The organism is Acidobacteriota bacterium, from assembly GCA_016716715.1.
In the GTDB taxonomy this organism is placed as follows: domain Bacteria; phylum Acidobacteriota; class Thermoanaerobaculia; order UBA5066; family UBA5066; genus Fen-183.
Map to the genome: position 1 here is coordinate 367807 of JADJVE010000003.1, position 24130 is coordinate 391936.

Annotated in this window: 23 protein-coding genes; 7 read left to right on the top strand and 16 right to left on the bottom strand. The window is 71.0% G+C overall.

Translation table 11 applies throughout. The features are described from left to right. The first annotated feature begins 16 nt into the window (after positions 1-16). The 3 genes from IPL89_06500 to IPL89_06510 are packed head-to-tail and all read left to right on the top strand — an operon-like array spanning position 17 to position 3795. Positions 17-1657: a VWA domain-containing protein gene (locus tag IPL89_06500; protein MBK9062831.1), complete on the top strand. Its 1641-nt coding sequence runs from the start codon at positions 17-19 to the stop codon at positions 1655-1657. Between the two features lie 9 nt (positions 1658-1666). Continuing rightward, positions 1667-2854, top strand: a complete 1188-nt coding sequence (locus IPL89_06505) for a glycosyltransferase (GenBank protein ID MBK9062832.1) — start codon at positions 1667-1669, stop codon at positions 2852-2854. 44 nt (positions 2855-2898) lie between these two features. Continuing rightward, positions 2899-3795, top strand: a complete 897-nt coding sequence (locus IPL89_06510) for a hypothetical protein (GenBank protein ID MBK9062833.1) — start codon at positions 2899-2901, stop codon at positions 3793-3795. A gap of 7 nt (positions 3796-3802) precedes the next feature. Here the strand turns inward: IPL89_06510 and IPL89_06515 are convergent, their stop codons facing one another. The 12 genes from IPL89_06515 to IPL89_06570 form a co-directional block, all read right to left on the bottom strand. Continuing rightward, complete coding sequence (locus IPL89_06515) at positions 3803-4732, bottom strand: hypothetical protein (protein ID MBK9062834.1); 930 nt, start codon at positions 4730-4732, stop codon at positions 3803-3805. A gap of 119 nt (positions 4733-4851) precedes the next feature. Further along, on the bottom strand, positions 4852-6603 hold the full coding sequence (locus IPL89_06520; GenBank protein ID MBK9062835.1) for a UbiD family decarboxylase: 1752 nt from the start codon (positions 6601-6603) through the stop codon (positions 4852-4854). Next, entirely contained in the window at positions 6600-7565 is a 966-nt protein-coding gene (pip, locus tag IPL89_06525) for a prolyl aminopeptidase (protein ID MBK9062836.1), read from the bottom strand. Before pip ends, IPL89_06520 begins: the two co-directional genes overlap by 4 nt. A gap of 46 nt (positions 7566-7611) precedes the next feature. Next, positions 7612-8007, bottom strand: coding sequence for an Rrf2 family transcriptional regulator (locus IPL89_06530; protein ID MBK9062837.1), 396 nt, complete (start codon positions 8005-8007; stop codon positions 7612-7614). Beyond that, complete coding sequence (locus IPL89_06535; protein ID MBK9062838.1) at positions 8007-8402, bottom strand: EVE domain-containing protein; 396 nt, start codon at positions 8400-8402, stop codon at positions 8007-8009. Before IPL89_06535 ends, IPL89_06530 begins: the two co-directional genes overlap by 1 nt. Positions 8403-8427: 25 nt before the next feature. Continuing rightward, positions 8428-9606, bottom strand: coding sequence for an ABC transporter permease (locus IPL89_06540; protein ID MBK9062839.1), 1179 nt, complete (start codon positions 9604-9606; stop codon positions 8428-8430). A gap of 13 nt (positions 9607-9619) precedes the next feature. Further along, complete coding sequence (locus tag IPL89_06545) at positions 9620-10777, bottom strand: FtsX-like permease family protein (protein MBK9062840.1); 1158 nt, start codon at positions 10775-10777, stop codon at positions 9620-9622. After that, positions 10777-11937, bottom strand: coding sequence for an ABC transporter permease (locus tag IPL89_06550; GenBank protein MBK9062841.1), 1161 nt, complete (start codon positions 11935-11937; stop codon positions 10777-10779). The genes IPL89_06545 and IPL89_06550 overlap by 1 nt, the downstream gene beginning before the upstream one ends. Further along, positions 11937-13097: an ABC transporter permease gene (locus tag IPL89_06555; GenBank protein ID MBK9062842.1), complete on the bottom strand. Its 1161-nt coding sequence runs from the start codon at positions 13095-13097 to the stop codon at positions 11937-11939. Before IPL89_06555 ends, IPL89_06550 begins: the two co-directional genes overlap by 1 nt. Before the next feature lie 16 nt (positions 13098-13113). After that, positions 13114-13854 (bottom strand): ABC transporter ATP-binding protein, encoded by a 741-nt coding sequence (locus tag IPL89_06560; protein MBK9062843.1) that lies wholly within the window; start codon positions 13852-13854, stop codon positions 13114-13116. A gap of 25 nt (positions 13855-13879) precedes the next feature. After that, on the bottom strand, positions 13880-15091 hold the full coding sequence (locus IPL89_06565) for an efflux RND transporter periplasmic adaptor subunit (GenBank protein ID MBK9062844.1): 1212 nt from the start codon (positions 15089-15091) through the stop codon (positions 13880-13882). Between the two features lie 96 nt (positions 15092-15187). Beyond that, a complete protein-coding gene (locus IPL89_06570; GenBank protein ID MBK9062845.1) occupies positions 15188-17182 on the bottom strand; it encodes a carboxylesterase family protein in 1995 nt (664 codons plus the stop codon). A 281-nt stretch (positions 17183-17463) separates the two neighbouring features. On the opposite strand from IPL89_06570, the gene IPL89_06575 reads away from it, so the two are divergent. The 3 genes from IPL89_06575 to IPL89_06585 all read left to right on the top strand — a co-directional run bounded on the left by IPL89_06575 (position 17464) and on the right by IPL89_06585 (position 18390). Then, on the top strand, positions 17464-17691 hold the full coding sequence (locus IPL89_06575; protein MBK9062846.1) for a hypothetical protein: 228 nt from the start codon (positions 17464-17466) through the stop codon (positions 17689-17691). A gap of 66 nt (positions 17692-17757) precedes the next feature. Then, a complete protein-coding gene (locus IPL89_06580) occupies positions 17758-18003 on the top strand; it encodes a hypothetical protein (GenBank protein MBK9062847.1) in 246 nt (81 codons plus the stop codon). Between the two features lie 18 nt (positions 18004-18021). Continuing rightward, the gene (locus IPL89_06585; protein ID MBK9062848.1) at positions 18022-18390 is read left to right on the top strand and encodes a hypothetical protein; all 369 of its coding nucleotides are present in this window, start codon (positions 18022-18024) and stop codon (positions 18388-18390) included. A gap of 22 nt (positions 18391-18412) precedes the next feature. Here IPL89_06585 and IPL89_06590 read toward each other — a convergent pair whose 3' ends face one another. From IPL89_06590 to IPL89_06605, 4 genes are all read right to left on the bottom strand, one after another. Beyond that, entirely contained in the window at positions 18413-19885 is a 1473-nt protein-coding gene (locus IPL89_06590) for an aminotransferase class I/II-fold pyridoxal phosphate-dependent enzyme (GenBank protein ID MBK9062849.1), read from the bottom strand. A gap of 13 nt (positions 19886-19898) precedes the next feature. Beyond that, positions 19899-21833 carry a hypothetical protein gene (locus IPL89_06595; protein MBK9062850.1) on the bottom strand — a complete coding sequence of 645 codons (1935 nt, stop codon included), beginning with the start codon at positions 21831-21833 and terminating at the stop codon, positions 19899-19901. A 33-nt stretch (positions 21834-21866) separates the two neighbouring features. Then, entirely contained in the window at positions 21867-22184 is a 318-nt protein-coding gene (locus IPL89_06600; protein ID MBK9062851.1) for a hypothetical protein, read from the bottom strand. A gap of 89 nt (positions 22185-22273) precedes the next feature. Continuing rightward, positions 22274-23398 (bottom strand): sorbosone dehydrogenase family protein, encoded by a 1125-nt coding sequence (locus IPL89_06605; GenBank protein ID MBK9062852.1) that lies wholly within the window; start codon positions 23396-23398, stop codon positions 22274-22276. Positions 23399-23456: 58 nt separating this feature from the next. Between IPL89_06605 and IPL89_06610 the strand changes: the two genes are divergently transcribed. Beyond that, positions 23457-24122, top strand: coding sequence for a YceH family protein (locus tag IPL89_06610; GenBank protein MBK9062853.1), 666 nt, complete (start codon positions 23457-23459; stop codon positions 24120-24122). Positions 24123-24130 lie beyond the last annotated feature (8 nt).

The following is a 24130-nucleotide window of genomic DNA, read 5'->3' on the forward strand; positions in this document are numbered from 1 at the left end:
GGCGTTAGCGCTGCCCGTGACGACTCTCGCGCAGGCGCCGACGGCGCCGCACCGCGTCGCGGGATCGGTCGAAACGTCGATCCTCGAGTTGGATGCCGTCGTGACGGACAAGGACGGGCGACCCGTGTCCGGCCTCAAGGCCTCGGACTTCGACGTGAAGATCGGCGGCAAGCGCGTCGCGATCGAGAATTTCTACGAGCGCAGGACCCTTCCTGCCGGCGCCGCGGAATCCGGCGCGCCCGAACCCGGGCAGCCGGCCGCGCCGGCGGCAGCTGCTGCGGCCGGGGTGCGGCGCCCGCCGCGGCACCTCGTTCTCTTCCTGGACCGCCTCTACCTGTGGGAAAAGTGGAAGTCGGATGCCACCTTCGACGCCCTTCGGGACGTCCTCCACCGGATGGTTGCCGAGCCCGGGGACGACGCGATGATCGTCACGTGGGACCGCGCGATCGGCGCGGTGATTCCGTTCACGTCCGACCTCGTTCCCCTCGAGCGCCTTCTCGAGAAGGAGCGGATGCGGAGCCGCCAGCCCCTCCCGGAGGAGACGACGATCCGCCAGCTCGTCGACGAGGCCACGTGGTTCGCGACCAACCCGGTGTCCTCGGGAGCGGGCGGCGTCGAGGTGAGCCAGCGCGCGGCCCAGGCCGAGGCGTACGCCGCCATGCGCGCGAAGTCCGCGGCGCTGAAGGCCGTCTGCGCGGCGATCGGCGGGCTGCCGGGCCGAAAGGTCCTCGTCCACGCGAGCCACCGCTTCTCACGGATCGCGGGGCTCGAGTTCTCGGCCGGGGGGCTCGACGCGCAGGAGTTCAACGCGATGGCGATGGTGGATTCCGTCGCGGAGGCGGCAAACGCGAACGGCGTCACGATGTACACGTTCTTCCCCGAGGGCTGGAACGAGGACGGGACATCGGTGCGCGCGGACATCAGGCACAGCGCGCTGGCCGCGGGCGTCGGGACGAACGTCCTCGGCCTCTCGGACGCCGTGGTGCACAACGAGGCGGCGGCGCTCGAGGTCGTGGCCGACAGGACGGGCGGGACGTTCTCGCTCGGCTGGCGCGAGGGCCCGGCTCTCGCGGCGCGCGTCGTCGCGGACGTCGAGTCGTCGTACTCGCTCGGCGTCGCCGCGACGGGCGGCAAGCCGGGAACGTCGCAGGCCGTGAAGGTCACGGTGCGCAACCCGGCGCTCACGGTGAGGGCGCGCCGGGCCGCCCTCGAGCGCACTCCCGAGGAGCGCGTCGAGGCGCGCGTCCTCTCGAACCTCTTCCGGCCCGAGCCCCCGTCGCGCCTGCGCGTGTCGCTCGACTCGGCTTCCGTCGAGGCGGCGAAGAAGAAGACGACGGCGACGCTGCGGGTGCGCGTGCCGATCGGCGGCCTCGCGAAGACGCCGTCGGCGCGCGGGGAGAGCGGCGCGTTCTCGGTCTTCGTCGTGTCGGCCGCCGCGGACGGCGCGTTCACGGAGGTCGTGCGTCAGCGCAGACCGTTCGAGATCGCGCGGGCGGACGCCGAGAAGGCGGCCGCGGGCCACTTCACGTACGAGGTGCCCGTCGTGGTCGGCTCCGGGGAGGCGCGGATCTCGGTGGGCGTCTGGGACGAGGTCGGCAAGGACGCCGGCTTCCTGCTCGTCGAGGTCCGGGACGGACAGGCCGCCGTGCGTCGATAATCGAGGGAGATGCCTCCCGCCCTGCCGCGCGTCGCCCTCGTCGGGCCGTTCCCGCCGGTCCGCAGCGGCATCGCCGACCAGGACGCGCGCCTCCTCGCCGCGCTGCGGCGGCTCGGCGTCGACCCGCTCGTCGTCGGCTTCTCGCGGATGTACCCCCGCTTCCTGTATCCGGGGACTTCGGAATACTCGGAAGAAGAGAAGAAGATTTTCTTAGAAGGTGAAGAGGGGAGAGAAGCAGGGCGGCCGGCGGTCTTTCCGCGGCCCGGCAGCGCTCCTTCGCTCGATGGGCTCAACCCGTACTCGTTCGTTCGGGCGGCCCGCTTTCTTTCACTCGAAGAAATCTCTCTCCTCATCCTTCCCTGGTGGACCTCGTATTTCGCCCCCCACGTAACGCTCCTTCTCTCCACTCTCGGCGCCGAGCGGCCCTCCGCCGTCCGCCTCCTCCTCTGTCACAACGTCTTCGACCACGAGGCGCATCCGCTGAAGGACGCGCTCACGCACGCGGTGCTCCGCCGGGCCGACCGCTTCGCCGTCCAGAACGCGCGGAGCGCGCGCGAGGTGGCAGCCGAACGGCCGGACGCGCCGATCGCAGTCGTGCCGCACCCGGCCGAGCCGCGCGCGGTCCTCCCGGACCGCGACGCGGCGCGCGGGCAGCTCGGCGTCCCGCTCGACGTGCCCGTGTTTCTCTTCAGCGGCCTCCTGAGGCCCTACAAGGGCTGGGACGTCCTCCTCGACGCGTTCGCGGCGCTGCGCCGCGAGGTGCCGCGCGCGCTCCTCGTCCTCGCGGGCGAGCCGTGGGGCGAGGCGCGCCGGCTCGAGGCGTGGGCGCCCGCCGGCGTCCGCCTCGAGCTGCGCTACCTGCCCGAGAAGGAGCGCGGCCTCTGGTTCGCCGCCGCGGACGCCGTCGTCTGCCCGTACCGTCACGCGACGGGCTCGGGCATCGCCGCCGACGCGCTCGCGTACGGCCGGCCCGTGATCGGCTCGCGCGTGGAGGGCCTCGAGGACGTCGTTGAGGACGGACACAGCGGCCTCCTCGTCCCTCCCGGCGATGCGGCTGCGCTCGCGCGCGCAATGGCTCTCTTCGTCCGCGAGAACCTCGGGCCGCGTCTCGGAGCCGGCGCCGCGCGCCTCCGGGCCTCGTTCGGACCCGACGACCACGCGCGCCGCGTGCTCGCGCTCGGCGGCGTGACGGCCTGATCGCGCGCGGTTGGTAGACTCGAGAGCGTATGGGCCAGGTACGCATGTTCCGAGACCGCGTCGTCTCGATGGAGCAGACGCAGGAGATCGGCGAGAAACACATCGACCTTCTGACGGCGCTCGCGACGGAAGCGCTTCCGGGCTATGCCCTCAGCGAGCACGGGCTCGAGCACGAGCAGGACCTCTACGTCCTGACGGTGGCGAACGCCGACACGGGCGAGACCCGCCGCGTCGCCTTCACGCGCATGGTGCTGAGCGACGCGGACCGCATTCCCGCAATCGTCGCGGACGCCGCGGCGCCGGTACGCGCCCGCATCGTCGACCTCATCCGGAGGGAGTCCGCGAGTCCGCGCATCCTCGTCACGATCCGCGCGCTCCTGACGGATGACGAGCGGGTGGAAGCGGACGGGATCGAGGCCGAGTGGAGGAAGAAGCACGAGGCGGAGCTCGCGGCGAAGAAGGCCGAGGACGAGCGCCGGCAGCGCGAACGCCAGCGCGTCAAGCAGCAGGAAGACGCGCGGCGGCAGGCGCAGCGCGAGCGCGAGAAGCGCCAGCGCGCCGCGCAGGGCAGCGGGAGAGAAGCCCCAGCGGCGCCGCAGCAGCCCGGCGAGGGCGGCGGCAAGCGCCGGCGGCGGCGCGGCCGCGGCGGTTCGGGGCGGGGCGCCGCGCCCGGCGGCGCCGGGCAGCCCGCGGCGCAGGGGCAGGCGGCCCCTCAGGCCCAGGCGCCGCGAGAGCCCCGTCCGCAGCGTCCCCCGCAGCAGCAGCGTCCCCCACAGCAGCAGCGGCCTCCGCAGGGAACTCCCGGCGGCGAGGCCGGCGGCCCGAGGCCCGAGGGCGGCGGAGGCGGACGGCGGCGGCGGCGGCGCGGGCGCGGCCGGGGTCCGGGCGGGAATCCGGGGACCGAGGGCGGCGGGACTCCGCCTCCTCCGGCGTCGGGCTAGCTCAGGCTCAGAGGACGGCGCCGCAGCGCGGACAGAAGACGAACCCGTCCGTCTGCTCGTGCGCGCAGCTCACGTCCAACCGGGCGGGAGCGGGCAGCTCGACCGCGTCGTCCACGGGTACGAGGCGTACGCGCACGCCGTGCGAGTCCGCGGCGATGAGGTCCACGCGCCGGCGCGTCGCGGGAGCGCCGGGCAGCGCGGCTTCCGCGACGAAGCCCTCGGTGCGGGCGCAACGGCCCTGGAACCACGCTACGAGCGGAGACAGGAGCGCGACCGAGAGGCGGCGCGTGACGGCGGGGTGCGCCGCGTCGAACGTGCGCAGGAAGGCGCCGTGCGTGTCGGCGCCGAGCTCGAGCTCCGTGGCGTCGAAGCGCAGGGCCTCGGCGAGGAGCGCGCGGCCGAGGCGGTCGATCCAGTCCTCGTCCGGAACGGGAACTGCCGCCGGAGCGGGTGCGGCCGCCGGGGCGGGCGCCGCCGCGACGGGCGAGGGCGCGCGGCCCGCGGGGCCGGCTTCGAACTTCTCGATGACGTCCTCGAGGACCGGGTCGGGCGCGACGAAGATCTCGACGGAGAAGCCGCTCGCGATCGAGAGGTTCTTCTGCAGGACGATGTTCTGCGGGTCCGAGATCGCGACGTGCAGGATCTTCCCCGAGAGGGAGAACGGGAACGCGCGGAAGCGCCGCCGCTCCTTGGCTGGAAGGCACTCGACGATGTCCGGGTCGGCCGAGAGAAGGGTCGCGCGGGAAACGCCGGGCAGTCCGTACGCCTGGGAGAGGGCGGCGGTCAGCGTCTCCTCGCTGACGGCGCCGGTCGAGAGAAGCGCGCGCTCGATCGTCCCCCCGTGCGTCTTCTGCCACGTGGACGCGCGGCTCAGGCGGCGGACCGTGAGGTCGCCCGCCTCGGCGAGCAGGTCTCCGACTCCCAGGTTGACGGGCATGTCCACCGAATATTTAGCACGATCCGGGCCGGGGCCAGCGGGCGCTAAACCGACGAAACGTGTCGCTCGAGGCCGCCAGCCCCGACTTCGGGGGGCCGCGGCCCGACAGAAACTGTCGGTCAGCCCTTCGGAAAGTACTCGCGCCACCTCTGGTCGACGAGGGCGATCGTCGACGGATCGGCCTCGACGACGCCGGGCATCCACGGCTTCGTCCGGGCGTCGATCACGACCGGCGGCGAGAACGCGAGGTGATTCCGCACGACGCGCGTGGCGCCGTGGATGTCGGCCGCCGGCTCGAAACGCGTGAAGACACTCCAGAGAAACGCGCGCTCGTCCTTCGCGGTCGCCGCCGCGTCGTCCGCGAGGACGACGAGCGGCCACGCCGCGAGCGCCGGGTCCGACGCGAGGCGGTCCGCGTAGGCGCGGTCGTCCGCGTACGCGGGCCCCTCGACGACGAGCGCGCCCGGCGCGAAGACGGCGGCGGCCGCCGCCCCGGCCGGGAGCGGGCCGCGGAACTCCGCGGGGAGGTCGCGGATCGCTTCGCCGAGGCCGAGGAGGACGCCCTTGCTGCCCTCATTCACCTTCGGGCCCGTGTAGTCGAGCGTGTCCATCGCGAGGTTCCCGAAGACGAAGAGGTCCGTCTCGAACCGGCAGCGCGCGAGGACGTGCCCGAGGAGTCCCTTGAAGTCGCGGAGGTCGCGACGCGCGTCCGTCACGAGGAGAAACTTCGTGAGCGCGAGCTGACCCTCGCCGAGGATCCGGAACGCCGAGGCCATCGCCTCGCGCCCGTAGCGGTCGCGGACGACCGCGGCCGCGAGAGAGTGGAAGCCCGTGTCGCCGTAGCTCCAGAGGGCGACGACGGACGGCATCACGAGCGGGAAGAGCGGCGAGAGCAGCTCCTGCAGCGTGTCCCCGATGTAGAAGTCCTCCTGCCGCGGCTTGCCGACGACCGTGGCGGGGAAGATCGCGTCCTTGCGGCGGAAGACGCGGTCCACCTCGAGGACGGGGTAGGCGTGCTGGAGGGAGTAGTAGCCGTAGTGGTCTCCGAACGGCCCCTCGGGCCGGCGCACCTTCGGCGGCACCTTGCCCGTGATCGCGAACTCGGCGCGCGCGACGAGCCGGTGCGGGGCGCCCGCGGCGTCGGCCATCTCGAGCTTCTTCCCCAGGAGGAGCGACGCGACGAGGAGCTCGGGCACGCCCTCGGGGAGAGGCGCGATCGCGCCGAGGATGAGCGCGGGCGGGCCGCCGAGGAAGATCGTGAGCGGCAGCGCCTCGCCCTTCGCCTCGGCCGCGTGGTAATGGAAGCCGCCGCCCTTGCCGATCTGCCAGTGGACGCCCGTCGTGCGCGGGCCGTGGATCTGGATGCGGTACATCCCGAGGTTGGACTCGTGCCTGTCGGGGTGTTCCGTGTAGACGAGAGGGAGGGTGAGGAACGGCCCGCCGTCCTCCGGCCACCCCGTGAGCGCGGGCAGGCGCGTGAGGTCCGGCGTCGTCTCGACGACGTCGGTCACGGGCGCCGCGTGCGCCCGCGTCGTCCCGACGCGCAGCGCCTCGCCGAAGAACGAGCGGAATTTCCAGAGCGAGGCGGGTGTCGGCGGGACGAGCTCCGTCGCGGCGCGCGCCGCGGTCTTCACGAATTCCAGCGGCCGCCCGCCGAACGCGAGCGCGAGGCGCTTCGGCGTGCCGAAGAGGTTCGTGACGACCGGAAAGTCGGAGCCGCGGGGGCGCGTGAAGAGGAGGGCGGGACCGCCCTCCTCGATCACGCGCCGGTGGATCTCGGGGATCTCGAGGCGCGGGTCGACCTCGGCCTCGACGACGGCGAGGTCGTTCTCCTTGCGGAGCGCGTCGAGGAACGCGCGCAGGTCTCTCAGGCGAACTTGTCCGTCGCGGCCACGAGGCCCCGGGTGTTCGGCGGCTCCCAGGCGCTGTGGCCGGCGTCGGGCGAGATGATGAGGTCCGCCTCGGGCCACGCGCGGTGGAGCGCCCACGCGCTGAAGATCGGGCAGACGACGTCGTAGCGGCCCTGGACGATGACGCCGGGGATGTGGCGGATCTTCCCGGCGTCGCGCAGCAGCTGGCCGTCGACCTCGAAGAAGCCCTTGTTCGCGAAGTAGTGGGCCTCGATGCGCGCGAAGGCGAGCGCGAACTCGTCCTCCTCGTAGTGGCCGGCGAACGAGGCGTCCGGCAGGAGCTTGGACGTCGCGCCCTCCCAGCCGCTCCAGATCTTCGCGGCCGCGAGACGCACCGCCGGGTCGTCGCTCGTGAGGCGTTTGTGGTACGCCGTGACGAGGTCGCCGCGCTCGGCCTCGGGGATGTGCGCGAAGTACGGCTCCCACGCGTCCGGGTAGATGATCGACGCGCCCTCCTGGTAGAACCAGTCGATCTCCTTCTTGCGCAGGAGGAAGATCCCGCGCAGGACGAGCTCCGTCACGCGGTCCGGGTGCTTCTCGGCGTACGCGAGCGCGAGCGTCGAGCCCCACGAGCCGCCGAAGACCTGCCAGCGGTCGATCGCGAGATGCGCGCGCAGCTTCTCGATGTCCGAGACGAGGTCCCACGTCGTGTTCGCCTCGAGGCTCGCGTACGGCGTCGACTTGCCGCAGCCGCGCTGGTCGAAGACCACGATGCGGTACTTGTCCGGGTGGAAGAAGCGGCGCACCTTCGGGTCCGAGCCGCCGCCGGGGCCGCCGTGGAGAAACACGGCGGGCTTGCCCTTCGGGTTTCCGCTCTCTTCCCAGTAGAGGGTGTGGACGTCCGAGACCTTGAGCATCCCCGTGCGATACGGCTCGATCGGGGGGTACAGCCAGCTGACGGGGTCCTTGACCGGGTGCGACATGCGAACCTCCGCCCGCATCCTGCCAGAGTCCGGGGTCCTCCGCGCGTCAGGCCCGCGGGGCGGGGGGCGCAAGGTCGGCGAGGCTCGTGGCCCTGAGGCGCGCGAGGAACTCGCGCCGCACCGGGGCGAGGAGGCGGGCCGCCGCCGCCGGTGCTTCGGGAAAGGCGGCCTCGAGGTCGCCCTCCTTTCCCAGCGCGAGGACGACGTCGGCGAGCGTGATCTCGACGGCCGGCCGGCCGAGGACGAATCCTCCCGTCCGGCCACGCCTGCTTCGCAACAGTCCCCGGTCGACGAGGCGGCCGAGAATTTTTGCGAGGAATGGCGCCGGGACGCCCGAGACCTCCGCGAGATCCTTCACGCCCCGGCCCTTCCCGGCGGGACCGCGCGGGTCGAGGAGAGGCAGCGCCTCGAGCGCGATCTCCTGCGCGCGGGAGAAGAACATCAGCTCTTCGCGAGGAAGGCGTATTGCGCGCTCGTGAGGGGGACGACGGAGAGGCGGCCGATGCGGACGAGCGGGGAGTCGGAGAAGAGGGAAGAAGATTTGATTTCTTTGAGTGGAACAGGGCGAGGGAGGGGGCTGCCCGCGCGAAGGGTGACTCGCGGTTCCGAGGCCGTTTTAGGATTTTCTTCGAAGGTGGGTGTGGCCACGGTCGCGGCACCCACTGCGGCCTTCTCGCTGCCCGTGTGGTAGATGACGACACGGTCGCCCTTCTTCAACGATCGCAAGTGCTTCAGCGCCACGGGGTTTTTCACGCCCGTCCACACCGTCTCTTTCTCTCTAAGAAGATCTTCGAACGAATAGTCCCCTGGTTCCGTCTTCACCAGCCAGTCCGCCATCCTCCGCCTCCTTCGCCCGTCTTCCTCAGCCCACCTGCCGGAGGGCGTTCGTGATTTTCGTGAACGCGGCTCGCGCGGCCGGGAAGAGGCCGCCGAAGAAGCCCATGACGAGCGAGAAGACGATGCCGGTCGCGAGGAGGGCGGGCGTGAGGCGGAACGCGAAGACGACCTCGGAGAACGTCGCGAAGTTCGTCGTGCCCGTGACGCCCGAGAGCGCGAGCTTGACGGCGAGGAGGCCGAGGAAGCAGCCGACGATCCCGCCGAGGAGTGCGAGGCAGAGGGACTCGAAGACGAACGAGACCAGGACCGCGAGCCGCCCGAAGCCGAGGGCGCGGAGCGTCGCGATCTCGCGCGTGCGCGCCGAGACGGCCGCGTACATCGTGTTCATCGCGCCGAAGCACGCGCCGATCGCCATGACGATCCCGACGAAGAAGCCGAGGAACTTGATCGGCGCCGCCGTGGAGGTCTGGTCGTCGTAGTACTTGCGCTCGACCTTGCCCTCGAGCGCGAGGCGGGGATCGCCCGCGAGGCCGGCGACGAACTGGTCGCGAGCCGCGCGGCCGGACGTCTTCGCGAGGACCGACGAGTAGCCCCCCCGCTTGAAGTCCGTGACCATCCCTTCGACGTCCGTCCAGATCTCGCTGTCGGGCGCGGTGCCGCCGGCGTCGAAGAGGCCGACGACGGTCCAGCGGTAGGCGCCGAACCGGATCGTCTGGCCCGTCGTGCAGTCCTTGAAACGCTTGCTCACGCTCTTGGAGACGACGACTTCCGACTTGCCGGGCGCGAACCAGCGGCCCTCGACGAGCGTGAGGCCGGGGCGCAGCTTCATCCCCTTCTCGCCGATACCGCGGATCGTCACGTTCGAGGAGCCGCCGCCGAGCTTCTCGAGGTTCAGGACGACGACGAGCTCCTGCGACGCCAGCGGCTTGCCGTCGGCGTCCGGCGCGACTCCCGGGAGAGTCAGGATGAGCGGGACCTGGTCGCGCGAGACGCCCGACTGCAGCTCGGACTGCGAGTTCTGCCTGAGGACGAGGACGTTGCTGTCCGAGCCCGAGGCCGTGAACACGCGCGTGAGCCCCTCGCCGAGCGCCATGACGCAGAGGAAGACCGCGACGACGAGCCCGATCCCGAGGACCGTGAGCGAGGTCGTGACCTTCCGGACGAAGAGGTTGCGGATGTTGTACTTCAGGGGGATGCCGAGCATCGAGGGGCTCCTCCTACGCGACGAGACGAAGGCCGTCCGTGATGGGGCGGCGGACGGACCTGATGGCGGGGACGAGGCCGGCGAGAACGCCGACGAGGATCGTGACGCAGAACGCCCCGGCGAGGACGTCGGGGTAGAGGCGCAGGGCGGCGGCGAGCGAGGCGACCGGCGTCATCATGACCGCGGCGCGCAGCCGCGGGAAGACCGCGACGTAGATCCCGAGGCCGAGCGTCGCGCCGAAGAGCGCGAGGAGGACGCTCTCGGACAGCAGGATCCCGAAGAGCGTGCGCCGCGGAAAGCCGATTGCCCGGAGGACGGCGATCTCCGTGACGCGCTCGCGCGCCGACATCGCCATCGTGTTCGCGGCGATCAGGAGGACGACGGCCGCGATGACGGCGGTGAGGGTCCGGAAGAAGAGCTTCACGTTCCCCAGCAGCGCCACGTAGTTGTTCTGGAATTCCTTCTCCGTCTCGGCGCGCACCGGCCACGTCGAGTTCTCGAAGGCCGCGTTGATGCGCGGGATGAGGTCGCGCGTCGCCGCCGCGTCCACGGCCTTGAGCCAGATCATCGTGTAGAGGCCCGCTCGGGACGGGAGGGCCTCGTCGATGACTTTCTGGTCGAAGAAGACGGAGGCCTCGTTCTGGCCGCGGTACGCGGCCCGGATCGTGAACGTGTACGTCCCCGGCCAGATGTCGCCGACGAGCGTGATCTGCTGGCCGATCGTCCAGCCGTACTTCTTCATCAGGATGTCGCCCACGAGGAGGCCGCTCCGGTCGGCCTTCCACGCCTCGGCCGAGCCGGCCACGATCCCGGAGGCGTCGAAGATGTCGAAGAAGGCGACCGGGTCGACCGCGAAGCGCTGGAAAACGTGAAAGGCGGAGAAGTCGACGTACCGCCCGCCGAACCAGTTGAACGGCATCGCGGCCTTCACGCCGGGCATCTGCCGGATCTTCTCGAGGTGCGCCGCGGGCAGGACGTTCGCGAAGGAGACTTTGTGCCGCACCGCGATCCGGAACATCCCCTTGCCCATGGAGGGGTCGGCGTCGAGCATCGCGACGAACGTCCCGAGGAGGCAGATCACGAAGAACGGCAGCAGGATCGAGCCGATCGTCAGACCCGAGCGCGTCTTCTTGCGCAGCAGGTTCTTCAGGACGAGCGGCAGGAACTTCATCAGCCGACCTGTCTCAGGCCGTCCGTGATGGAGCGCTGCGACGAGCGGATGGCGGGCACGAGACCCGCGAAGAGGCCGACGAGGAGAGTCACGACGAACCCCGCGGCAAGGACGGCCGGAAAGATCTTCATCCCGGCCGCGAAGCCGGCCATCGGCGAGTAGAGAAGCGCTTGCCTGAAGGCCGGAAAAACCGCGACGAAAACGCCGAGCCCGAGAAGGCCCCCGACGGCCGACAGGAGAACGCTCTCGCCGAGGATCAGGCCGAGGATCGTCGCCTTCGGGTAGCCGAGCGTCCGAAGGACCGCGATTTCCGTGACGCGCTCTCTCGCGGCCATCGCCATCGTGTTCCCCGCGATCAGGAGGATGACGAAGGCGATGATCACGGAGATCGACGTCAGGAGGAACTTCACGTTTCCGAGCATCGACACCCAGGTGTTCTGAAACTCCTTCTCGGTCTCCGTGCGCGTCGGATAGGAGCCGTTGTCGAAGAGGTCGTCGACCTGTTTCGGGAGCCGGCCGGCGGACTGCGCCGAGTCGGCCTTGATCCAGAACCAGCCGACGAAGCCCTTCACGCGCGGGAGCGCCTCCTCGAGGTACGCGTGGTGGAAGTACACGCCCGACTCGTCCGGCCCCTCGAAGACGGCGCGGATCGTGAGCTCGGGGTTCACGGGGTAGATGTCGCCCTTCAGCGTGACCTTCTGCCCGAGCTTCCAGCCGTACTTCTTCATGAGGAGCCGGCCGACGAGGACGCCGGTGCGGTCCTTCGCCCACTCGTCGCCCGTGCCCTCGACGATCTTCGCCTCGTCGAAGACCCTGAGGAGGGCCTCGGGATCCTGCGTCGAGAAGCGCGCGAAGTTGTTGAAGGCCGACTGGTCGACGTACTGCCCGCCGAACCACTGCATCCGCACGACCTCGGCGACGCCGGGCAGCTGGCGGATCTTCGCCGTGTGGCCGTCCACGAGCCAGTTCGTGATCGAGACCTTGTGCCGCGTGATGAGCCGCCACATCGCGCGGCCCTCCGGCGGATCCGTCTCGAGCGCGGCGAGGAGCGTTCCGAGGATGCAGATCACGAAGAGGGGCAGCAGGATCGATCCGAGCGTCAGCAGCGAACGCGTCTTCTTGCGGAAGAGGTTCTTGAAGACGAACGGAAAGAACTTCATCAGCCTACCCGCCTCAGGCCGTCCGTGATGGAGCGCCTCGCGGCTCCGACGGCGGGGACGATCCCGGCGAAAAGGCCGATGAAAACCGAGATCCCGAAGCCCACGGCGAGGACGGACGGGTAGATCGTCATGCCCGCGGCGAAGCCTGCCATCGGCGTGTTCATGAGGAAGGCCTTGAAGCCCCCGAACCCGAGCGCGAACAGGCCGAGGCCGAGGAGCCCGCCCAGGAGCGCGAGGAGCAGGCTCTCGGCGAGGATCATCCCGAGGATCGTCCCCTTCTGGTAGCCGAGCGTCCGGAGGACGGCGATCTCGTTGACGCGCTCGCGGGCGGCCATCGCCATGGTGTTCGCGGCGATCAGGAGGATCACGAACACGATCGCGCTGCTGATGCCGTTCAGCATGACCTTGACGTTCCCGAGCATCTGGACGAAGCCGTTCTGAAACTCCTTCTCGGTCTCCGTTTTCGTCGGCGCGTCGGTGTTGTCGAACATCTCGTCGATCTGCTTCGGCAGGCGGGCGACGGCCTCCGCGTCCTTCGCCCTGATGTAGAACGTTCCGATGCGGCCCTTGACGCGCGGGAGCGCCTCTTCGACGTATGCCCAGTTGAAGAAGAGGGCGGCGCTGTTCCCGGCCGGGCCGTCGTAGATCGCGCGGATCGTGAGCTCGAGGTTCACGGGGTAGATGTCGCCCTGGAGGACGACCTTCTGTCCGACCTTCCAGCCGAACTTCTTCACGAGCTCCGTGCCGACCATCGCCCCGGAGCGGTCGGCGAACCAATCCTGCGCGCTCCCCTCGATGATGCGCACCTCGTCGAGGATCCGGAGGAGCTTCTCGGGCTCGACGCCGAAGCGCGCGAAGAAGTTCTTCGGCGCGTAGTCGACGTACTTCCCGCCGAACCAGCACCAGACGGACATCTCCTCGACGCCGGGGAGCGTCTGGATCCGCCCCCGGTACGACTCCGGAATCCAGTTCGACAGCGAGACCTTGTGGCGGACGACGATCCGGTACATCCCCGCTCCCGAGGCCGGGCGGTCGAGCGTCCGGATGAGCGTGCCGAAGAGACACACGACGAACAGCGGAAGGAGGATCGAACCCAGCGTCAGCAGAGAGCGGGTCTTCTTGCGGAACAGGCTCTTGAAGACGTACGGGAAGAACTTCACCTCTCCTCCGGGGATCTCAGGTGGCCGACGCCGAGATCGCGGCCGCCATGCCGACGGCCTTGCCCTTCTCGGCGTGGACGTCCTCCTTGAGGACGCCCTTGTCGAGGTGGACGAGCCGGTGCGCGCGCGACGCCGCCTTCGGGTCGTGCGTCACCATGACGATCGTCTTCCTGAACTCGGCGTTGAGCCGCTCCATGAGGATCAGGATCTCCTCGCCGCTCTTCGAGTCGAGGTCGCCCGTCGGCTCGTCCGCCACGAGGAGCTTCGGGTCGGTCGCGATCGCGCGCGCGATGGCGACGCGCTGCTCCTGCCCGCCCGAGAGCTGGCGCGGGTAGTGGTCCATGCGGTCCGCGAGGCCGACGACCGAGAGCGCGAGCTCGACCTGCTTCCTGCGGCGCGCGCGGTTCAGGTTCGTGAGGAGGAGCGGCAGCTCGACGTTTTCGTAGGCGGTCAGGACGGGCACGAGGTTGTAGAGCTGGAAGATGAAACCGACGTTGGCGCTCCGCCACTTCGCGAGCGCCGCCTCGCTCATCTTCGAGACCTCCGCGTCGCCGACGAGGATGCGCCCCGACGTCGGGCGGTCGATCCCGGCGATGAGGTTCAGGAGCGTCGTCTTGCCCGAGCCCGAAGGGCCCATGAGCGCGACGAAGTCCCCGTCCTCGACGCTCAGCGAGAGCTTGTCGAGGACGGTGAGCACCTGCGTGTCGCGGGTGTACTGCTTGACGAGCGAGTCGATCTGGATGAGAGGGGTCGCCATGCGGCTCTCCTTCGTTCCCGGGGGATCAGTCTTTTTTGAGGCGGACGTTCTGCTCGCGGCGCCAGGCGTGCGTCGCCGCCGCGGCGTCGGCGACGATCTCCTCGCCGCCGGAAACGCCGGAGGCGACCTCGACCTGCGTGCCGGACGCCGCGCCGAGGACGAGCGGCCGGAAGACGGCCTTGTCGTTCGCGACGACGAGGACGCCCTTCTCGCTTCCGATCGTGACGACCGAGGCGGACGGCACCATGACCTTCGGCTTCGCCTTCTCGTCGACCTTCGTCTCCGGGTTCAGGAAGACGACGCGGCAGGACATCTCGGGCAGCACCCGCGCGTCCTTGCCGGAGATCTCGATCTTGACCTTCACGGAGCCCTTCTGGCGGTCGGCCGTCGGGACGATCTGGCGCAGGCGCGCCTTGTAGGGCTTGTCGGGGTACGCGTCGAGCGCGACCTCGGCGGGCTGGCCGATCGAGAGCTTCGCGACGTTCTGCTCGTTGATGTCGGCCTCCATCTCGAGGGACGAGAGGTCGACGATGACCGCGAACGTCGCGCCCGCCGAGCCGGCGCCGCCGAAGCCCTGCGGGGCGACCGTCTCACCGAGGAACGCCTTCTTCACGGTCACGACGCCGTCGATCGGCGCGTAGATCTCGGCGTTCTTGATGAGCTCGTCGGTGTACTTGACCTGCTGCTCGGCCGCGGCGATCTGGGCCGTGAGCGCGCGCACCTGCGAGTCCGCGGCGTCGAACGCCTGCTGCGAGCCGATCTTCTGGTCGAGGAGGGACTTGGCGCGGTCGCGCTCGCGGCGCGCGTTCTCGAGCTGCGCGAGGACCTGGTCGCGCGACGCGACGTACTGCCGCCTCTGCGCCTCCAGCTCCTGCGACTCGAGCCGGGCGACGAGCTCGCCCTTCTTCACCTTCTGGCCTTCCTCGAGGTTCAGCCAGGCGACGCGCCCGACCGACTTCGGGGAGATCTCGGCCTTCGAGCGCGCGACGACGTAACCCGACGCCGTGAGGACGGTCGAAGCTTGCGTCGGCGTCACGATCGCGACGCGCGTCGTCGCGACCTCGGGCGGCCGGATCGCGACCCCTTTGCTGCGGGCGAGGAAGAAGAGGACCGCAACCGCCGCGACGCACGCGGTCGCGACGCCGGCCCAGAGGAGGCGCCGCGGGGAGGGCTCGTCGGCGCGGTCGATGCGGAGGCCTGTGAGGTCGGCGGACTTGTTGATGGGTTCCATAAGCAATTCAGACTCGACAGTACGATATCCGATGGGCGCTCGTTTCAGGATGGGGTCGTTTTTCGGCGAACGGACGGTCCCGACCGGCGAACGGCGGGCCGCTCAGGGCGCGACGAAGGCGTCCCAGAAATCGCAGTTCGCCGTCCGGACTCCGAAGCCGGAGGTCACGACGTCGTCGAGCAGGATCACCGGGTCGGAGGCGACCTCGTAGCGCGGCCAGGCGGGTGCGCCCGCGCCGTTCGGATCGCCCGTGGCCGCGAGACGGCTCCAGAAACCGCCCATCGAGTCCGCGAGAGCGAGCTCGAGGGACGAGGGCGCGAAGAGAGGCACGTCCGTGAGCGTCCGGAACACGAAGGGAAGCTCCAGGCCGTGGTACGCGCCCAGCGCCCGCTTCGCGCCGGAGTCGAGGGCGTGCGTGAAGAAGTAGCGGAACACGCTCTCGGCCTGACTTGCCCGCGCGGCGCGCGCGATCCGCCTTGCGGGGCACACGAACCGGGAGTCCGTCGTCACGGCGACGTAGGCCTTCGTCGGCGTCGCGTAGGCGCTCGCGGGGTACCGGTTCAGCACGAGCCCCCCGAGCAGGGCCCCGTACTGCGCGACGACCGCGGCCTGGTACTGCGCGTCCGAGGAGAGCGTCGGCGCGTAGGCCGACGTTTCGTCCGCGTTCGCGCCCACGACGAACGGGACGTGGTTGTGCGTGCCTTTCGTGAGGGCGACGATCGGGCTGTCCTCGAGCAGCCAGCCGTCCACGTTCGGTCCGTAGAGCTGGCCGGCGCTCGAGACGACGTTCGCGAGGCCCGGGACCGCCGAGACGACCGCCGCCGCCGGGAGAGCGCGCATGCACGCTCCCGTGTCGGCCGCCGCGCCGCAGCCGGCGGCCTGGACGATCGTGTTTCCGAAAACCTCGACCTTCGCGAGCGTCTCCTGCCCGCAGCCCCCGCTCTCCATGAGCGCGCTCGCGAAGAGTCCCTTCGCGAGCGGGGACGCGACGAGCGCGCAGACGTCCACGGCGCCGGCCGACTCACCGAAGATGAGGATCCTCGCGGGATCGGCTCCGAAGGCGGCGGCGTTGCGCCGGACCCATCCGAGGGCCGCGATCTGGTCGAGTATTCCGTAGTTGCCCGACACGCGGCGCGGGCTCTCGGCGTCGAGGAAGGGCTGCGCGAGGAAGCCGAGCGCGTTGAGACGGTAGTTGATCGTGACGACGACGACGCCCTGGCGCGACGCGAGGTGCGCTCCGTCGTAGATGAACTCGGTCCCGGACCCCTGCACGTTGCCGCCCCCGTGGATGAAGAAGAGGACGGGCGCCGGAGAGGCCGGCGGTGCCGCGGGTTTCCAGACGTTCAGGAAGAGGCAGTCCTCGGCGCCCTCCAGCGGGCCCGTTCCCGGATCCTGGAACTGCAGGCACGTGCTTCCGGCCGCATCGGCCGGCCGGACGCCGGAGAAGGGCTCCACTCCCACCGGCGGCCTCCAGCGCAGGGGCCCGACGGGAGGCGCCGCGTAGCGGATGCCCCTGAACGCGATCGAGCTCTCATCGTGCACGCCGCGGTAAGCGCCCTCCGTCGTGAGCGCGACGTCCGTCTGCGGGGCAACCGTCACGGTCACGGACGCCGCGGCGTCGGGCGCGCAGGAGCCCGTGACCGTGGCGCGGTAAGTCGTCGTCGTGCCGGGCGAGACGGAGACGTTTCCGTTCGGCGCGATCGCGAGGTCGCTCGTCGGGGAGGTGACGCGAGCGGACGATCCGCCCGTCGAGGCGAGCGTCAGCGTGACGGCCGCGCCCGGCGCGACGGACGGCGCCGACGCGGAGAAGCTCAGGATCGCCGGCGCCCCGCACGCCGAGGGGAACGCCGCCGGAGCGAAGACCACGGGGTCCCCGGTGCCGTTGTCGATCTGGCTCGCGTAGGCGTCGAGCGAGCCGGCGGAGACGGCGATCTCGAATCGGCTCGCCGCGGGAACCGCCGCTCCGCCGAACCAGCCGGAGCTCGAGAGCTGCCGCCATTCGCCGGCGCCGAGCGTGGCGGCGCTCGTCGCGAGGATCGCGCCGGAAGCGGCGCGGAGCGTCAGCGCCGCCGTCGCGCCGCCCGGGCCGCCGAGCATCGCGACGTTCGTGCGGAAGCCGGGCGCGCCCGTGTCCTGGAAGACCCCGACGAGCGCCGCGCTCCGGCCGGCGGCGAGGAACCCGGATCCCGTGGCGACGGGACTTTCGTAGGCGCTGAACGTCCCGGGCGCGCCCGAGGGGATCCACGTTCGCGGTTCGGCCCGCGACGAGGAGCGGCCCCCCCGCGCGCACGCGAATCGCGCCCGCGACGCCGTCCGGCAGCCCGAGGCCCGACGGGCCGAGGACGTCCGCGATCTCGACGAGTCCGCGCGCGGGCACGGTGCGCGTCAGGGAGGAGACGGGCGCGGCAAAGCCCACCGCGTCGAGTGTGACGGCGAGCGGCGCCGCGGACGGGTTGAACAGCCGGACGTCCGTCGACCAGCGCGTGCCGTTCGCTCCGGGCGTCCGGGCCACGCCGTTCAGCGTCCAGTCGGCCGGGCCCACCGCGTCGCGGACGGCCGCCGCCGCGATCCCGTCGCCCGTGACGTTGTCCACGACGGCTGCGTAGGCGATCGCGCTGCCACGGGTCACGGCGATCTCGACGCGGGCGAGGGGGAGGTCCGCGCTCGCGGCGATGTCGGCGATCGAAGCCTGCCAGACGGCGGGCGAAGGCGACGCGACGGTGCGGCTGCCGCGGAAGAGGCCCGTCTCGTCGAAGACGGAGATCGTGACGGCGCTGTCCGCGGACAGGAACGTCACGTTGACGTTCGTGCGGAACCCGCGGGAGCTGTCGGGTCCGTGCGACACCCAGAGCGCGTGGCCCGTCTCGCCGCTCAGGAGGACGTCGCCGGCGCCGGCGGACGGGAGCCCGAGGCCGTAGGTCCCGGCAGGGGACTGCGTGTTCGCCGTCGTCGCCCGGCCGTCGATCGGCAGCTCGGAGCGGAGCGTGAGCGTCCCGAACGTGCCGTCGAGGCCGAAGAGATCGCGGAGCGCGTTCGCGATCCGGAGGGTCTGTCCCGGCGCCAGCGCGCGCGTCACGGCCGCGGGCGCCGGAACGCCGCCCGGCGTCACGAGGCCGATCTCGACCGTGCCGCCCGTCTGTCCGAGGTTCGTGAGCGTGACGGCGGATTCGAATCGCGTCCCGTTCAGTCCCGACGTGTTCGCCATGCCCGGCAGGGAGAGGCTCGTGGACGCGGCGGCCGCGACCGAACACAGGGTCGTCAATCCAAAGACGAGCGCGAGACTCGGGCGGGGCATCTTTGGATGAGACGGCGTGTTCACGCGAAAGTTTACGGCCGCTCCGCCGCCGCCGCGGCGCGGAACGCCTCGAGGAAGCCTTCGAGGTGGCGGCGCTCGGTCCGGGCGTTCCCGATCGCGGCGCGCAGCGCGTACCGGCCCTTCACGAGGGCGTGCGACACGAACGTCCGGCCGTCCTCGTTGATCCGGGCGAGGATCCGCGCGTTCGCGGCGTCGGCCGCGGCGTCATCCATCCCCTCCGGCTGCCAGCGGAACGCGACGACCGAGAACGGTGTCGGGGCGACGGGCTTCACGTTCGGCTCGCGCTCGAGCTCCGCCCTCAGCCACCGCGCGAGCGCGAGCGCGTCCGCGATGCGCGTCCTCACCCCCGCGGCGCCGAACGCGCGCAGCGTCATCCACATCTTCAGGGCGCGGAACCGGCGGCCCAGCTGGACGCCGTAGTCCATGTACTCGCGCACCGTCTGGCCCTCGGGCGTCTCGAGGTAGTTCGGTACGACCGAGAACGCGCGCCGCACACGCTCCATCCGGCGAAAGAAGAGGCCCGTGCACTCGAGCGGCACGAGCATCCACTTGTGCGGGTTGTACAGGACGGAGTCGGCGCGCTCCCAGCCGGCGAAGAGCGGGCGCATCTCCGGCAGGACCGCGGCCGATCCCGCATACGCCGCGTCGACGTGCAGCCAGACGCGCTCTTTCGCGCAGAGGTCCGCGAGCGCGAGGAGCGGGTCGACGGACGTGACCGTCGTCGTCCCGGCCGTCGCGACGACGGCGACGGGAACGCGGCCCGCGGCACGGTCTCGCGAGATGGCGGAGGCGAGGGCCTCGACGTCCATGCGGAAGTTCGCGTCCGCCGGGATCTTCACGAGGCCCTCCGTCCCGAAGCCGAGGACGACGCAGGCCTTGTCGATCGAGGAGTGCGCGAGCTCCGAGGAGTAGACGCGGCCGGCCGGCCGGCCCGCCAGGCCCGTCTTGCGAACGTCGGGGTACGCCTCCTCGCGCGCGGCCGCGAGCGCGATCAGCGACGCCGTCGAGGCCGTGTCCGCGAGCTGGCCGTCGAAGCCGTCCGGGCCCGACGGCAGACCCACGAGGTCGAGCAGCCAGCGCACGACGCCCTGCTCGAGCTCCGTGAGGACCGGCGACGTGCGCCAGAGGATGCCGACCTGGTTGTAGCCGGCGGCGAGGAAGTCGCCCACGACGGCGGGCGACGTGCCCGTGTTCGCGAAGTACGCGAGGTAGCCCGGGTGCTGCCAGTGCGTGAGGTTCGGCTCCACGAGGCGGTCGAGGTCGCGCTCGATCGCCTCCCACGGCTCCGGCTGTTCGGGCGCGCGGAGCGGAATCTGCGCGAGGACCTCGCCCGGCTTCGTCCGCGCGAGGACGGGCCGCGCCTCGAGCGTCTCGAAGTACCGCGCGAGGCGCTCGACGGCGGCCGAGCCCATGCGGCGGAAGTCCTCGGGGGAGAAGTCGCCGTGCGGCGGGGGAGGGCCGGGGAGGCGCGTGTCTCGGGCCATGGCCCGAGTCTACTCAGCGCGCGTCGACGCGCAGCGTGGCCTGCCCGAACGTCCCGCCGAGGGCGTCGTTCACGGAGACGGTGAGGCTGTAGCGGCCGGGCGGGAGCTGGAGCGTGACGAGGCGCGAGGCCGGCGTGTCCCGGACGGCCTTGTACTCGTCGCTCGCGTAGGAGAGGAACCAGTCGTCGCTCGCCGAATCGCGCGCGGGTCCGTCCAGCGCGGCGGCCTCGACCACGATCTTCACGCTCGCGACGAAGGCGTCCGATTCGGTTTCGAAGGTCAGCTCCTCGTGCGGGATTCTCACCTCGAGCTTCCAGAACGGCTTGCCGGGGTCGGGCGAGGCCGTCGAGGCGCGGCCCTTCCACTCGAGCGTCAGGGGAATCGCCTTCTTCGCCGTGCGCGCCGCGCCCGGGCGGTTCGCGTCGGCCCGCGCCGCGACGCCGGCGTGGCGCGCGTCCTCCGCCAGGGCCGCGGCCGCCTTCGGCGACGGCCCCGCGGGCTTGAACGCGGAGCGCGCGAGCATGTTCACACCCGCCTTGCGCGTCGCGACCTTGACGGAGTAGGTCTTCTTCGGGTCGACGCCCTGAAGGCGGACGCCGAGCCGGTACGTCGCGGCCGTCGCGTCGAGGAGGCCCTCGAACGCGGCGGACATGTCGTTCGTCGAGACCCGGGCGATGCCGCCCGTCTCCTGCACGTACCGCATCGGCGTGTCCTGCAGGTTGCGCGCCTCGTCCTGGCGGAGGCTCGCGTTGAACGCGTACCGGTCCGCGGCGGAAGGGAGCCCGCGGCCGAGCGAGCCGGGGTCGATGAAATGGACGATCACCCCGGACGTCGCGAGGAAGCGCGCGAGGTCGTCGGCCTCCGGGAGCGCGCTCGGGTCGAACACGAAGCGGCCGGCGCCGAGCTCCTGCGAGGCTCCGGGCGCCCCCGGAATCGTCGGGAAGCTCCCGGCGCCCGAGCGGCCGCGCGAGCTTCCGGAAGGCAGGCCCGGAATGCTCCCTCCCGTCGCGGCGGGCCGCAAGCTCGCGGTCTCCTCGGCTCTCAGGCGCGCGAGGAAGTTGAAGCCCGGCACGCGCTCGAAACCCTCGGAGACGTAGAAGAGGTGGCGCGGGCCGTCCAGCGCGGAGAAACGCTGCGCGGCCTCCCGGAGGTCCTCGACGAGGGTCTTCACGCGTCGGCGCTCGGCCCCGAGGTACTGCGAGACGGCCTGGAAAATCAGGCGCGTGTCTCCGTTCGCGTTCTCGGTGGCGATGAGGTCCCGGATGAGCTGGTCCTCGGTGAGCTTCCGGGCCTCGTACTGGAGCGGCGACTCCATTCCGCGCGGCGAGGCCATGCCGGGGGCGCCGGCCTGCTTCATGGCCGCGCCGCCGGAGTCCTCGGCGACCTCGGCGCTCATCCGGTCGGCCTCGTAGAGGAACGCGTCGACCGAATCCGCGTCCCACACGCGCGCGGACGTGCCGCCGAAGTGCGTCGCGAAGCCGTAGCGGCCCGAGGGTGCGTGGTCGAACGTGCTGTGCAGCGCCTTGGCCGTGTCGAGGATCGACGTGCGGGGGAGCTGCTCGAGATCCACCCAGACGAGGACGTGGCGCGTCGGGCCCTTCTGCTCGAACGGCGTCGTCGTTCCCGCGATGCGTTCCTCGGAATCGGGCCGCCCTTCCCTCGCCGTGGCCGGGGACCGAGGCTCGCGCGGCGGCTCGAACGAGTCGATCGTCTGGACCTTGCCGGCGACGCGGACCTCGAAGTCCGCCGCGACGAGGCCGAACACCGGGCGGTTCTTGCCGTCCACCGCCACGACGTCGAGGAGCAGCACGGTGACCTCTTCCGCCGCGGTCACACCGGGCCGGGGCGTCGGGACGGGGGTGGCTCCGGGCGGCGCCTGCGCGAGAAGCGGCCCCGCCAGCAGCAGGACGGCGCCGGCGCGCACTCTACGGAGGACGAGCGGGCTCATCGCGGGACCGGCCAGCACGGCGCGTGCCGCCGGTCAGCCCTGGGACTTCGGCGTGCCGGGCTTGCCCGCGCGCAACTCGGGCGGAATCTGCAGGGGACCCGTCTGCCGCAGGTCTTCCTTGATGATGAGATCGAGGAAGAGCTCGCGCACGCCGTCCTGGCCCTGGGCCTTGAAGACGCTGCCCACGTCGCGCGGCTTGAGCTCGATCCCGGTCATCGCCTTGAGGTACTGGCAGAACACGGTCGCGCGCGCCCGGAACGACACGATGAGGATGAAGAGTAGAAGGCCGGCAAACCCGAGGAAGGCGATCCCCATGACGCCTTTGACCTCAAAGAGATTCGAGGGATTCATGCGGAAGCTCTCCGCGCCGGACGAGCCGGTTTCATGAAGTCTCCTTCTCCCCGCGAGCCCCCCAATCATAACGCGGGCCGCTCTCTGCGTCAGCGGGAGAAGGCGATCCGGTAGATCACGCCCGCCTTGTCGTCGGACACGAGAAGGGAGCCGTCGGGCCTCACGAGGACGTCCACGGGCCGGCCCCAGGCCTTCTCACCCTCGAGCCAGCCTTCCGCGAAGACGACCTCGGCGCCGGGCTTTCCGTCCCTGAACGGGATCGTCGCGACGCGGTAGCCGACCTTCCTCTTGCGGTTCCACGAGCCGTGCTGGGCGACGAAGGCCCGGCCGCGGTACTCGGCCGGGAAGGCGGAGCCCGTGTAGAAGCGCATCCCGAGCGGCGCGACGTGGGCCTGGAACCGGACGGCCGGCTTCACGAACTCCGAGCACGGCCGCTCGTTGCCGAACTCCGGGTCCTTCACGTCGCCCCCGTGGCACCACGGGAAGCCGAAGTGCATCCCCGGCGTTGGCGCGTGGTTCAGCTCGTCCGGCGGCGTGTCGTCGTCGATCCAGTCGCGCCCGTTGTCCGTGAACCACAGCTCCTTCGTGGCCGGGTCCCAGTCGAACCCCACGGTGTTCCTGACGCCGCGCGCGTAGACCTCGAAGTGGGTCCCGTCCGGCTTCATGCGCGTGATCGCGGCGTACGGGTCGCTCCGCTTGCAGATGTTGCAGGGCGCGCCGACCGGCACGTAGAGCCAGCCGTCGGGCCCGAACGCGATGAACTTCCACCCGTGGTGGCCGTCCTTCGGGAGCGCGTCCGTGACCACGACAGGCCGTCCCGGGCTCTTCAGGCGCGCCTCGATCCCGTCGAAACGCAGGATGCGCGAGACCTCCGCGACGTAGAGCGCGCCGTCCCTCACGGCGACCCCGTTCGGCTCGTTCAGACCCTTCGCGAGCGTGAGGACCTCTCTCGCTTTCGTCCCGTCGCCCGCGTCGACGACGGCGTAAACGGAGCCCTCGCGCGTCCCGACGAAGAGCGTTCCCCCGGGTCCCATCGCCATCGAGCGCGCGCCCGGGACCTCCGCGTAGAGCGAGATCGTGAATCCGGGCGGAAGCTTGATTGTCTCGAGCTTCACGTCCTTGGCGTCGGCCTGCGCGAGTCTCGACAAGAGAAGAGAAAGGACGAGGAGGAGGAGGAATTTCTTTGAGGGTGAAGAGGGGATGGTCAGCCGCATCGTTCCTCCGCGCGAGGGAATTATCCGCTGTCCTTCTCGACGCATAATCTCCGTTCTCATGCCTCTCACCGACGACACGCCGCCTCCCCGGCTGCCGCGGCCGCTCGACGCGGCCGAGATCCGCGTCCTCGGCGCCCTGCTCGAGAAGCAGCAGGCGACGCCGGAGTACTACCCGCTCACGCTCCACGCGCTCGTCGCGGCGTGCAACCAGAAAACGAACCGCGAGCCCGTGACGGAGCTGGACGAGGCAGCGGTGCTCGCGGCTCTCGAGCGGCTCCGCGAGCACGTCCTCGTCTGGAAGACGGGCGGCGCGCGCGCCGAGAAGTGGGAGCAGAACGTGGACCGCCGGTGGGGTCTCGACGCGGCCGGCAAGGCCGTGATGACGCTCCTGCTCCTGCGCGGCGAGCAGACGCCCGGCGAGCTGCGCGGCCGGAGCGACCGGCTGCACGCGTTCGCGACGCCGGGCGAGGTCGAGGACGCCCTGCGGGCTCTCGCGGCGGGGCCGGAGCCGCTCGCCGCCGAGCGCGGGCGCCGGCCCGGGCAGAAGGAGACGCGCTGGACGCATCTCGTGGGAGGCCCGGTCGCGGACGTCGAGGCGGCGCGGCACGCGACGCCCGGACCGCCGCCGAGCGAGCTTGCCTTCCGCCTCGCATCGCTCGAGGCTGCCGTCGCCGCGCTCGGGCGCGATCTCGGCGAGCTGAAGAAGAAGCTCGGAGAGGATTAGAGAGAAAG